The following is a 13,818-nucleotide window of genomic DNA, read 5'->3' on the forward strand; positions in this document are numbered from 1 at the left end:
AATCCTTTGGTTGTATGTAAGTCGATAAAATTAATCCATTAAACATGAAAAATAGTATCAACTATGAATTACACAAAGTTAATTTTTTCCTTTAGAAAGAGGAGGCAGAATCTCCTTATTTTTAGAAACTTTACCATTTTACTTGTTGCGTTAGTTTTATTACCCGCAGGAGTATCGGCACAAAAAGGAAATGTGTCGGTAAACATCAATAATGGTACGGTGAAAACATTTATAAAGGAGATCGAGAAGCAAACCCGGTATACATTCGTTTATCGGAACAATGTCCTCAACGACCAGGCGAAAGTGACCGTCAATTGTAAAAACAAGCCTCTCGACCAGGTCCTGTCGCAAGTGTTCACTCCTTTGAATGTTTCTTATTCGCTTAATAACAACACTATTGTATTAGTGAAAAAAGAAGTACAGCAACAGAAAAAAAGCGAAAAGAAAACGATCAAAGGTACCGTAACAGACGGAAGAGGTGAGCCGATTATCGGAGCCAATGTCATACAGGAAGGTGGAATCGGAACAATTACAGATGTTGACGGAAACTTCACCGTTACGGCAGACCCATCCAAACCGCTGGATATATCCTACATCGGATACAAAAAGAAATCTGTCCGTATCGGTGCCTCACCAACAGTCAGGATAGCATTGGAAGAGGATGCACACGTCATGGATGAAGTAATCGTCATCGGATATGGTTCCAAAACCAAACGAGATGTCACGTCTTCCATTGGAACTTACAAACCGGGAGAAGTCAATGTCCGCCAAGTGCTAGGTGTCGACGAATTGTTACAGGGACGCGTATCCGGAGTGAATATTACGTCAGCATCCGGTGTGCCGGGAAGTAAAAACCGGGTGAGCATTCGTGGAATCGGTTCAATTACCGCAGGTAACGAACCGTTGTATGTAATCGACGGAGTACCAATCAACAATACGTCAGGAGATACCGGTGCTTGGGGTGCACAATCGATGAATGGTCTGAATGATTTCAATCCTTCCGATGTGGAATCCATACAGATTTTAAAAGATGCGGCTTCTGCTGCTATTTACGGCTCGCGTGCGACGAATGGCGTTATCTTGATAACAACCAAAAAAGGAAGCAAAGGACAGGCGAAAGTGAGTATTGACACGAATGTCAGTTTCTCCAATTTGACCAGAACAGACAAACTGGACATGGCCGACACTGATCTGTTTCTGGAAGTGCTGAATGAAGCTATCGACAACTATAACCTGCAAACCAACAGTACCCAGGCACGTATCGATAACCCCGCACCGGGAAAGGCGCAGACAAACTGGCTTGATCTGGTGCTCCGTACGGCTGTTACCTACACGACTACCGCGTCTGTGTCAGGCGGAACGGACAAAACGAACTATTATCTGTCCGCCAATTACAAACACAACGAAGGTGTGATTATCAATAATCTGCTTAAACGTTACAATCTGAAGGTTAATCTGGACACAGAAATCAAAAAGTGGCTCAAAGTAGGAACTTCCCTGAATTTAAGTTATTCGCGCAATAACCGTGTCCCTACCGGTTATAACATAGGAACCAGTGTTATCACCCGTGCCATCGAACAACGCCCTTGGGATTCTCCTTATCGTCCCGATGGGGAATATGCTGTCGGAGGACAGGAACTGGCCAACCATAACCCGATACAGGCACTTAACGAAGAAGATGTATATATCGACAACTATCGTGCCTTGGGGTCACTCTATATGCTGTTCAACATTACGAAAGACTTAAACTTCAAAACTACACTCGGAGAAGATTTCAATTATACGGAAGAGCATATTTATTACAGTGCTGACCACCCTTATGGCAATAAAGTGGGAAAACTGATTGACGGACGGAAATCCTATGCGAGTACGTTATGGGAAAATGTCCTCACTTATAAGCACTCTTTTGCAGAAGATTTCTCTCTGGACGTGATGCTGGGACACTCCATACAAAAGGACGTAACTTCTTCGGCTGCCCAAACGGGTATTGGATTCCCCTCTCCTTCTTTTGATGTCAACTCTGTTGCCGCCGAGTTTTCAGATGTAAGTACAGGACTTTCTTCATTCTTGTTACAGTCATTCTTCGGCCGTTTAAGTCTGAACTACAAGAACCGCTATTTACTAACAGGAACAATGCGCGCTGATGGTTCTTCCAAATTTATATCCAACAATCGCTACGGATATTTTCCATCTGTCAGTGCGGGTTGGAATCTCGGAGAAGAATCCTGGTGGAAATTTCCACAAACCGATGTAAAGCTCCGCGCAAGCTGGGGTTGCACCGGAAATCAGGGAGGAATCGGTTCCTATGCCTATCAAGCATTAGCCGGTGGAGGGTACAACTATAATGGTGAGAATGGCTTAGGACTGACTACTGCAGGTAACCGCGACCTTAAATGGGAAAAAGCCCAACAAGGTGACATCGGAGTGGATCTTTCTTTTTTCAGAGGTGCAATCACATTCACAGCAGATGCATTCATCAAAGATACCAAGGATTTACTTTACCAGAAACCGACTCCCGCTACGTCAGGTTATACTAGTCAGGTATGCAATATCGGATCAATGCGTAATAAAGGACTTGAATTTACACTGGGAGCCAACCTTGGCAAAGGCTCGTTCTCATGGCATTCGGATTTCAACATCTCCTTTATCAGAAACAAACTGACCGCTCTTCTCGATAATAACGAGATATTGACAACTAGTTCTATGCATGCCCTCAAAGTCGGCGAACCGATAGGTTCTTTTTATATGATTAAATGGAAAGGTATCTATCAATCGGATGATGAGATTCCCGCCAAGATTTACGACCAAGGAGTAAGAGCGGGCGACTGTATTTACGAAGATGTAGATGGTAATGATGTCATAGACGAAAACGACAAGCAGTTTGTCGGCTCCGCTAATCCGAAATTCACCGGTGGTTTCAATAATACATTCAAGTACAAAGGTTTTGATTTGAGCATGTTCTTTACATTCTCATCTGGCAACAAGCTTTATGAACTGTGGACCGGAGGTTTACGAATGGGCAACGGCACATGGCCGATCCTGAAATCGTCAGCAGAATCCCGTTGGACCGGACCGGGTAGTACAAACAAGAATCCGCGCGCCATTTACGGTTATACATGGAACTCGACCAAATTTGTCAATACCCGAATGTTACATGATGCATCTTATATCCGCTGCCGTACAGCTTCAATCGGATATACTCTCCCAAAGAGTTGGATTAACCGGCTACATATTGATAATCTCCGCATATATTTCCAGGCAGACAACCTCTTCGTCCTGACGAAGTGGCCGTATCTGGACCCGGAAGTAAATGTAAGCCTCTCTGCAACCAACATGGGATATGATTATCTCTATCCGTCCCAACCACGTACGTTTACAATAGGTGTCAATCTTAAATTCTAACAGATATGAAGAATTTTATTATATCGTTATTAACAGTATTATTGGTATTTGCCACTAGTTGCAACGAAATGGACCAATATCCGCATAATGCAGTATCCAGCGATAACCTCACAGAAGAGGATGCTCAATTACTGCTTACCGGGCTTTACTTTTATATACAGAACAAGCCGACAGTCAACGGCTATCTCACACAAGACATTGTCGGCGGAGATCTCGTCCGTGGCGGGGCCACAGGATTGAAAGACCCGGTATTGCTAGTGAAAGACCTTGTCACCCCCGAAAGCGGCTTCGTCAGTGGACCGTGGGATGGATTTTATACGGCTCTCTACCAAGTGAATTCACTGATTGTCGCACTTGACAAATTAGCAGCCAGCCAGTCACGAAACGAGATATTGGGAGTAGCCAGCTTCTTTCGTGGTCTGATTTACTATCACCTGGTTAGCCGCTATGGAGAGGTACCCATTCTCGAAGCTCCTTTTTCGGGCGATATCGCAGCATCTACAGAAGAAGAAGGATGGAGCTTTGTAGAAAAGAATTTTCAGGTGGCTATAGATTACGCTCCAACTTTCTCCGACAAGTATTACGTCTCCAAACAGGCTGCAAAGGCTTTAATGGCAAGAACCAAACTTGCACAAGGCAAACTGACTGAAGCTGCCAAACTTGCCGAGGAAGTGATAGGTGATGCCAATTTTTCACTTGCCGACTTCGACCAGATCTTCCGTGGAAAAGCAAATCGCGAAGAGATATTCTCATTTGTAAATCTGCTCAATGAATCGAGCGTAAATTTAAGTGCTTCCCTCTATTCACGGGCTTCCGCCAATGGAGGTAGTTATACGTATGCACCGACTACGAAAGTGATGAATATGTTTGAACCGGACGATAAACGTACTGCCATATCCATCGATATGCAGGAAACAAATGAAGTCATAAATAAATATCCCGGCGGAGAGGTTACCACTGATCCGATCATTATTACCCGCCTTGGAGAGATGTATCTAATTAGTGCCGAAGCACAAGGACTTTCCAAGGGACTGTCCCGTCTGAATGAACTTCGGAACTTCCGCGGCCTTCCTTCTGTACATCCCGCTACAGAAGAAGACTTCATAGATGCAATTCTAAATGAAAGACATACGGAATTACTGGCAGAAGGGTTCCGCTGGTTCGACCTTGTCCGCCTCAACCGGTTGGAAAGTGATCTCGGCTTTGAGCGTAAGTACAACAGATTACCTATTCCTGCGAAAGAGAGGTCTCTCAATAAACTTTTAAATCAAAATTCATATTGGGCTAACTAAAACGATGAAAATGATGAACTTATTAAAATACATGCAGATTCTGTCATTTGTATTACCACTGGCTTTCTTAAGCTGTTCGAACGATACAATTGAAGACGTACACTTTATCCCGCAGACAAAAATCGGTCAGAAACTATTAGCAGGCAGTGAAACGGTGGCACGCATATATACTGATACCAGCTTTGTTGTCGCATTGGGAGTTACGGAAACAGATGTCCATTTCCAGAAAGCAGACAGTCGCTCCACGCATATATTTATAATCGATATTGATTTGAATGAACCGGGAGTTTCATTAGAAGTAGGTATGCCGTATGATGCCGATGTACGCAATAACTTTCAGCGACAGACGTTGACGGAGATGGCAGATTATGCCGACCGTCCGTGGCACCGGGTAGCCGCCATGATTAATGCTGATTTTTGGGATGTCAGCACAATGGATATCAGAGGCCCCATTCACCGTAGCGGAGTGATCTTAAAAAACTCATTCATTTTTAAGGAGTCACTTCCTCAACAAGCTTTAAGTTTTATCGCGTTGACAAAAGATAATAAGATGGTTATTGCCGATTCTGTGGAATATCGGGGTATGCAATACAACCTCAAAGAAGTGACCGGAAGCGGAGTTATCGTGCTGCGCGACGGGGAAATATCCGGTGCAACTTATCCGGGTATCGACCCGCGTACCTGTCTTGGATATTCGGATGACGGTCATGTCTACTTCATGGTGGTTGACGGACGTGTGGAATTCTACTCTTACGGACTTACTTATCCGGAAATGGGTTCGATAATGAAAGCATTGGGATGCTCGTGGGCTGTGAACCTGGATGGTGGCGGTTCTACCCAAATGCTTATACGACACCCGATAGCAGACATATTCCAAATACGGAACCGGCCTTCTGACGGACAGGAGCGACCTGTTGTGAATGCATGGATGGTAACAGTCAATGAACCTTAAAACTCTAAAAGTATGAAGAACTCAATATTTATTTTATCAATCCTACTTTGTTGTAACTTGTTCTGTGGATGCTCGGAATCGGACTCTTCTGATTCCCGGCAGCTTCCTCCAAAGCTCATTTCCATTATTCCGAAAGCAGGATCAACAGGAGGTACCGCTATTATTTCAGGAGTTTATTTCTCTGAAACAATCACTGATAACGAGGTGTTTATCAACGGAGTGAGGGCGGAGATTACTGATGCAACCCAAAATCGTTTAGTAATTGCGCTTCCCGATAATCCGGAAGGTACTTACTCAATTAAAGTAAGTGTAAAAGGGGAAACTGTAGAAGGACTCAAATTTACTTATGCAACCCCTCAAGCCCCACCAGAGCTGACGGTATTGCAAGTGATGCCTTCTTCCGCCTATGCAGGAGATTTGGTAACACTGATCGGCCAGTGTTTCAGTACAGTTGTATCAGAAAACCAGGTGACAATCAATGGAGCAGTTGCCGAAGTTAAAGAAGCAACTTCAAGTCAACTCAAAATTATTATTCCCGACACCGAGGAAGGCAGCTATCCTATCCGGGTGAAAGTAGGTACCAAAGAAGCCGAAAGTCCCCTGTTTACTTATCTCCATACAGTAACATTGACAACCTCTTCTTTAGCTCCTACACGTGGAAAAGCCGGAGAGGAAATAGTGATTTCAGGAGAGGGATTCGGTATGACAATCGAAGAGAATATCGTATCTATAAATGGAAAGCCGGCAACTGTAAAAGCGGTAACTGCAACAACACTTTCTATTATTATCCCGGAGAATCCTTCCGGTACGTATCCCGTCAAAGTCACCGTAGCAGATAAAACAGTAGAGAATCTAAGTTTCACTTACGAAGATTTGTCTTACACTGTTGAAACCGTAGCGGGCAACTCGGCAACTACCTCCACTGACGGTAAAGGAACAGCTGCTTCTTTCAAATTCCCGCAAGGACTGGCTCTTGCGCCCAATGGTGATATTTGGATTGCAGAAAGAGGAAATAACACCATCAGAAAAATGGATCAGGAATATAATGTGTCAACTGTCGCCAAAAGCGGTACCGTTACATTTAATGCTCCCTGGCAAGGTGAGTTTGATCCCTCGGGCATCTATTATGTAGCCAATAAAGCATTGAATAACATCATTAAGGTTACGCAAGACGGAACTTGTTCTGTATTCTCTGCTGAAACAACCTTTAAAAGTCCAATGAGCATCACATTTGACGCAAACGGGAATATGTATATAGCCGACCGGGATAACAAGGCCGTGAAGAAGATAACGTCCGGTGGAGCTGTGACCAACTACGATATGTCTTCACTCAAAGCCGGGCCTAATTGCATGGCAGTAGATAAGAAGGGAAGAATTTTTGTAGGTACCGGCGGTACTTATCAGTTACATATGTTTGATACGAACGGTACACTAAAAACGATATTTGGAACCGGGGTAGTACCCACTGTCGCCACTTATTCCGACGGTGAACAGAATGATTTATCCAAGGCAACCATGGGGGCAACATTCGGTATCGCATTTGGACCGGATGAGATACTTTACATCACCGATTATACAATGCATACCATACGTACACTAACTCCGGATGCAGAAGGCGACTATACGAAAGGAACATTGAAAACAATAGCTGGTATTCCGGGGACAAAAGGCAAAATAGATGGTTCCGCCCTGACTGCTACTTTCAATTGCCCTGCCAGCGTGCTGGTTTCGGACAAAGTATATATCGCTGATGAACAAAACCATTTGATTCGTTCCATAACTGTAAATAAATAAAGAACTATGAGAAAGATATACATACTACTGCTCGCGTATTCACTCTTATCATTATTTGCAGCCTGCAATGATAATGATTACAAAGCGTCAGTGACAGAACTTAGGCTGGTACTTGTGAAACCCACCAATGTTTATTCCGGTGAAATAGCTACAATATTGGGACGTAATTTCAGTACGGTACCGGAAGAAAATGCTGTTTTCATCAATGACCAACAGGCAACCGTTATAGAAGCCTTCAAAGACGAATTAAAAATAATACTGCCTGAGATGGCTCCGGGAAAGTATTCCATCCGTGTCAAATCTCCCTCTGGTGAATTGACAGGTCTTGAACTCAATTATCTGAAAACACCGGATCAGGAATATATCGTTCAAACAATTGTCGGTCAGAAGGGGGTGTTTGAAATGACTGATGGAGTAGGCACTGAAGCTACAACCAAACTCCCCACAGGCATTACTTTTGCCCCGGATGGCAGTTTATGGTTTACAGAACGTGGATACAACTATATACGACGTATCTCTCCGGACTTCCTGGTCACTTCGCTCCTCGATGTAGCAGTAGACGGCAGCAGCGCTATCTGGCAAGGTGGATTTGATTCGAAAGGGAACTATTATTTCATTGACAAGGGAAAAGGTATGTTACGGAAAATAGAAACTAACAGTATGACCGTTTCAACCATAGCATCCGGTATGAAAAGTCCGATGAATGTAGCATTTGATGATGAAGACAACATATATGTATCGGCACGTGATAATAAGGCGGTTTATAAATTCACACCTTCAGGTGCGAAAACTACTTTTGCCACTCTTAACGTATCACCCAACTACATTGTATTCGACAAAAACAAGAACATGATTGTCGGTACCTCCAATGGATATGTGTTGATTCAAATCAGCCCGGATGGCACACAAAAGACGATCGCAGGAGATGGGGTAAAAGGACAAGAGTATTATGATGGAGACCCCGGCAATCCGCTTAGTGCAAAAGTGGGGGCTACTTTCGGAGTGGCTGCCGGTTCAGACGGATGCCTGTATCTCTCGGATAATACATACAACTGTATCCGCAAACTGACTCCTGATGCAAGTGGCGACTACTCAAAAGGTACGTTAGAAACCATTGCAGGTTCTGGAAAATCTGGTTTTTCTGACGGGAAAGGACTAAAGGCTACCTTCAACCAACCGTATGAGATTATAATTACAAAAGACTGCAAAACAATGTATGTAGCAGGCGCCGTTAATTATCTGATCCGACGTATTACCGTCAAATAAATAAATGCCCGGGGCATTACCCCGGGCTACTTTCATCATCATTAATGAATCTTACTAAGTCATGACTAAAAAACTTTTTTCCTTATTACTCATCCTATTAACCGCATTCTCCATCAGTGCACAAACAAGGACCGATAAATTGTTGAAGAATCTACATGATAATAAATCGAAATATATCTTTGTTATCGCTCATAGAGGAGACTGGCGTAATGCACCAGAAAACTCTCTGCAAAGTATCGAAAAAGCAATTGCCATGAAAGTCGACATGGTAGAACTTGATATACAGCCTACTAAAGACGGCAACTTTATTTGTATGCACGATGAAACTCTTGACCGTACTTCTACAGGAAAGGGAACAATAAAAAATTATACGACTGAAGAACTGAAAAAATTCGTCCTACGCAGTGGCAACGGAATCAAGACCCGCCAACCAATTCCCACCCTAAAGGAGGTATTAAATGTCTGCAAAGACCGTATCCTTGTCAATATAGACAAAGGAGGGACTTACATTAAAGAAATTATGCCTATTATCAAGGAATGTGGAATGGAAAAACAAGTCATTATCAAGGGATACTATCCTGTGGAGAAAGTGAAAAAAGAATATGGTTCCAATGAAAGTATACTTTATATGCCTATTGTTAATTTATGGGATAAAGAAGCGGTTGCTACCATACAAACTTTTATCAAAGATTTCACTCCAATCGCTTACGAACTATGCTTCAAAGATGATACTACCCCGAGCCTAAGAATAATAGATGAGATCATTAAATCAGGCAGTCGGATATGGATGAATACTTTATGGGATAGCCTATGTGGTGGACATGATGATGAGAATGCACTATTGGAAGGTAAAGATAGACATTGGGGTTGGATGTTAAAACATAAAGCTACAATGATACAAACAGACCGTCCACAGGAACTTATTCATTATCTGGAAGAAAAGGGATTGAGAAATCTGCAATAACTCTCTTTACAAGTTATTAAAAACATCTTATTAAGAAAGTAACAAACATCCTATTTTCAGGAACAACTTAACACATTTGCAAAAGAAAAAGGCCAATTCACCCCCATGAATTGACCTTTATTTTTTTCTATCTGTCTCTGTTATAATCTTTCATTCCTGTTATTCAGTCTTGAATTTGATCTTCAGAATCTTACTGATAGCCGGTTTATATTTCTTCAACATTCGGTCGAATCCCAAGTCATTCGGATGGGTCCCATCTACAGTCCCCTCATGGTCTGTTCCCAAGAATTGATCTTCTTTTATGAAATACAGGTTTTTGACATTTTTCTTTCGCAATACTTCTACCTGTTCAGCGATGGCCTCGTTCTGCCGTTTTACATTCTCACGAGCTTTCTGGTTGAAATTACCTGTTTCACGTATCAATGTCTGTATCACAATAATAGGCGTATCCGGATGCTTCTGGCGCAACGTCATTACAAAATCAACAGTCCGGTCGGTTATCTCTTTGGGAGAAGGATTAGGAATACAATCGAGAATGAAAGCATCCGCATCAATATCCGCCAACATCTCGGCAACTTCTTTCTCCATCTTGCCGTTTCCGCTCAATCCTAAATTGATAAAATTATATCCGCTGCTACGGGACAAACGAGCCGGATAAGCCATCCCGGGACGACTGGCAGATGCTCCCTGCAAAATACTGGACCCGTATACCACTATCTTTTCTTTGAACGGATTTTCTCCTTTACGTATGTGTGCATCAGAAGAAACACCTATTTCCAGACTTTTCAGTTCATCATATAAAGGCAGATATAACAAACATTCTTTCTCTTCCGTACCCATATTATCAACAAGCACTTTTTCCGTAGTCACACCACCTGGTATCCCTACTCCGGCAAATTGCCATTTTCCATCCCGTTTGATATACAAATCCAGACCTTCCTGAGCAACTCTCGTCAGATTGGGTAACTGGTAATTATCAGGAACCATCCATTTGGCTTTTATGACGGGGCTATTCGTTGTAAAAGAGATAGCCAGACCGGCAGAGTTTGTGAATAGTTTCTTCACTGTGGGAGGCATTGTACAATACTTGGCTGTATCTACCCGATGGAAGTATCCGCCTTCGGTAGTTGCTTTGCCTACCAGTAAAAGCTCTTGAGCCGGTACATAGGTAATGTTATCCTTTTGTTGTCCGGAGGCTGTGAAGGGAAGCACCATCAGCCCCAAGCAAACCCAGACATTTCGTATTAAGTTTTTCATAATCAATTTTATATTAAAATTCTTTCGCTACCATCCAGCGCTCTACATTTCGTTTCTCTGCGCTAAACTCTACACCAACTTTTATCACTTGTTGATCCTCTGCCGTATAAGGAAAAGCATAACCTTTTTCTTCAATCTGCTCCATGGCCTGCTCAACAGTCCCATTCAGCTTGAATTCGAAAATATAGATGAACTTCGGGGTTCGTACAACCGCATCTGCACGTCCCCGTGAGCTATGTACTTCTGCCTGCGTGAATTGTCCCATCAGTTTGAATATTAAATATATGATGACTTGATAATGACGTTCAGTCTGGTCATTCAACTCGTAAGGAAAATCTGCAAAGAAAGCTTCAAAGCGGTGCATGAAAGCGTCAACATTGCCTGTACGTAGTTCTTGAACAAACTTACCTATATAAAAGCTTCGTTCTTCATCCGTGACTGCCGTATAAAATGGGAGTAAAAAGTTAAGAAAGCCATAACGTACTTCGTCGTTAGGGAAGCCTAAACGATAAAGTCTAAACTCTCTGTCATAATCTTTAATAGTCAGATAACCACTCTGATAAATCAATGGAATAGGATTTTTCCTATCCGCACGATATTCAGTGAAAGCGGAAGCAGCTGTCTCTATACCATCCATCAGCAAGCGAAGATCATAATCACTCTCTTTCAATAACTCCACAAGGAAAGTAGGAGTTCCGGTCTGAAACCAGTAATTACCGAACTCTTTACTGAAAAATGCATTCAGAACACTGAATGGATTGAACACTCCTTCTCCATTAGGATGAAAATGATAACCGTCATACTGCTGGGTCATTGTTTCCACAACTTCTTTCGTATTGATGTCATTTGCTTTCGATAAAGCTGCAATCTCCGGTTCAAAATTAGCAAGAAGTTCTTCGCGGGTGATTCCACAAAGAGTAGAGAAGTCATAATTCAGACTGATATCATTCAATTGGTTCAGATCACTAAACACACTTACTTGCGAGAATTTGGTGACACCTGTCAGAAAAGCAAAACGAAGATAGCGGTCTGCACTCTTCAACACACCGTAGAAAGCTTTCAAAGTAGAACGGTAAGAATCGAGAAGCGGTTCATTCTGAATAGCCTGTAGTAAGGGCTTATCATACTCATCCACCAGGACTACAACACCCCTGCCTGCTTGTTCGGAGGCACGACGAATGACACCCAAGAAACGGGAAGACAAAGTGGTTTCATCTTCTCCCCTGCCGTATATAGCTTCCCATTGAGTTAACTGGTTACTTAAAATAGCATCCAATCTGTCCGGTGAATCATATTTCTCGGCATTCAAATCCAGATGCAGTACGGGATATTCTTCCCACTTCTTTTCTAATTGTTCCACGGCAAGTCCCGTGAAAAGGTCACGCCGTCCCTTGAAATAGGCTTCAAACGTAGAAATTAACAAACTCTTCCCGAATCGGCGCGGACGGCTTAAAAAAAAAGGTTTACCGATGTTTGCTATAGTCCACATCAATGCGGTCTTATCTACATACAAGTATCCGTCATTGCGGATATCTTCGAAAGTCTGAATCCCGATAGGGAGTTTTCTGCCCGTCACCAACATACAATTTCTACTATTAGATTGTTATCACATACGTATCTGCTACAAAAATACGAATTCTGGCAATGAAAGCAAATCTGTCAATCAATTATTTGTAAATCAACGTAGATAAGTATTCCTCTGCAAACATCTCATTGGCAACTTCCAACAACATCTCTGCTGTTAGCTCTTCTATACGCTTAAAAACAAGCTCGGATGATTCATACTTATGATAATGCAAGAATGTTTTCGCCATCCCTAACGCATTATTCTCAAAGTTATCGGACGCTACTCCGATTTGTCCGATCAACTGCTTCTTCGCTGCCGCCAACTGGGAGGAAGTCATCTTCGTATCGCGCATCCGCTTCAATTCCTTATAAGTCAATTTCAGGCAAGTATCCATGTCATCCACATCCGTCCCGAAATAAATACAGAAAGCTCCCGTATCCGTATAGGAAGTCAGATTGGATTCGACATTATAGACCAATCCTCTGCGTTCGCGAAGGGACACATTCAGTTTACTATTCATTCCGGGACCTCCAAGGACATTATTCAGCAGATAGAGTGCAGTACGTTTGTCATCATACGCATTATAGCCACGGCTACCGATCATAACATGCGCCTGATGTGTATCTCTGGCCACTGTCAAATGTTCCGGCACATACAGAGGCGGAGGTGTACGGCGATTCTCTACCTTCACATCAGGAATATCCAACAGGTATTTTTCTACCAGACGGATGATTCTCTTGAACTCGTATTGCCCCTGAACAAAAAACACCATATTCCCCGGTTGGTAAAAACGGCGGGTAAACGATAGAACATCTTCCGTGCGAAAACTCCGCAGAAGTTCCGGTTTACCAAGAATGTTTCTTCCCAATGGATGATTGCGGAAGATCATGTCTTCAAAATCGTCAAATATCAGTTCCGACGGAGTATCTTCATACGACTGGATTTCATCGATAATGACCTCTGTTTCTTTTTCTATCTCATGCTGCGGAAAGGTTGAATGAAATACAATATCCCCCAACAACTCAAGCGCACGTTCCAGATGTTCTTTCAGGAAAGCGGCATAGACGACAGTTTCTTCCTTATTTGTGTAAGCATTCAGGTCACCACCTACATTCTCCATCCGGTTGAGGATATGCCAGGCTTTCCGCTTCTCCGTTCCCTTAAAAATCAGATGTTCTACAAAATGGGCCATTCCCTGCTCATTCTCCGCCTCATCACGGGTTCCGGCATCAATCGCAAAACCACAATAAGCTACTTTTGAGAGGGTTGGTTCATGGATAATACGCAGGCCATTTGGCAATGTATATTCGTTACCTTGCATCGT

The 13,818-nt window shown here is 42.8% G+C and carries 9 protein-coding genes; 6 read left to right on the forward strand and 3 right to left on the reverse strand.

The genetic code is table 11. From position 1 onward, the window contains the following. The first annotated feature begins 63 nt into the window (after positions 1-63). The 6 genes from NQ505_RS04225 (at position 64) to NQ505_RS04250 (ending at position 9,670) form a co-directional block, all read left to right on the forward strand. Complete coding sequence (locus NQ505_RS04225) at positions 64-3,402, forward strand: TonB-dependent receptor (protein WP_008998245.1); 3,339 nt, start codon at positions 64-66, stop codon at positions 3,400-3,402. A gap of 5 nt (positions 3,403-3,407) precedes the next feature. Beyond that, positions 3,408-4,694, forward strand: a complete 1,287-nt coding sequence (locus NQ505_RS04230; protein ID WP_008998246.1) for a RagB/SusD family nutrient uptake outer membrane protein — start codon at positions 3,408-3,410, stop codon at positions 4,692-4,694. A gap of 10 nt (positions 4,695-4,704) precedes the next feature. Beyond that, positions 4,705-5,646, forward strand: a complete 942-nt coding sequence (locus NQ505_RS04235; RefSeq protein WP_229128509.1) for a phosphodiester glycosidase family protein — start codon at positions 4,705-4,707, stop codon at positions 5,644-5,646. 12 nt (positions 5,647-5,658) lie between these two features. Then, positions 5,659-7,440, forward strand: a complete 1,782-nt coding sequence (locus tag NQ505_RS04240; protein ID WP_008998248.1) for an IPT/TIG domain-containing protein — start codon at positions 5,659-5,661, stop codon at positions 7,438-7,440. A 6-nt stretch (positions 7,441-7,446) separates the two neighbouring features. Next, positions 7,447-8,706, forward strand: coding sequence for an IPT/TIG domain-containing protein (locus NQ505_RS04245; protein ID WP_008998249.1), 1,260 nt, complete (start codon positions 7,447-7,449; stop codon positions 8,704-8,706). 61 nt (positions 8,707-8,767) lie between these two features. Next, positions 8,768-9,670 carry a glycerophosphodiester phosphodiesterase family protein gene (locus NQ505_RS04250; RefSeq protein ID WP_008998250.1) on the forward strand — a complete coding sequence of 301 codons (903 nt, stop codon included), beginning with the start codon at positions 8,768-8,770 and terminating at the stop codon, positions 9,668-9,670. 159 nt (positions 9,671-9,829) lie between these two features. On the opposite strand, the gene NQ505_RS04255 is transcribed toward NQ505_RS04250, so the two are convergent. The 3 genes from NQ505_RS04255 to NQ505_RS04265 form a co-directional block, all read right to left on the reverse strand. After that, entirely contained in the window at positions 9,830-10,927 is a 1,098-nt protein-coding gene (locus tag NQ505_RS04255) for an SGNH/GDSL hydrolase family protein (protein ID WP_008998251.1), read from the reverse strand. Positions 10,928-10,940: 13 nt separating this feature from the next. Next, a complete protein-coding gene (locus tag NQ505_RS04260) occupies positions 10,941-12,509 on the reverse strand; it encodes an ATP-binding protein (RefSeq protein ID WP_008998252.1) in 1,569 nt (522 codons plus the stop codon). 85 nt (positions 12,510-12,594) lie between these two features. Next, entirely contained in the window at positions 12,595-13,815 is a 1,221-nt protein-coding gene (locus NQ505_RS04265) for a M16 family metallopeptidase (protein ID WP_004298062.1), read from the reverse strand. Positions 13,816-13,818: the final 3 nt, after the last annotated feature.

Origin of the sequence: Bacteroides sp. D2 (assembly GCF_025147085.1) — a bacterium.
Taxonomy (GTDB): Bacteria; Bacteroidota; Bacteroidia; order Bacteroidales; family Bacteroidaceae; genus Bacteroides.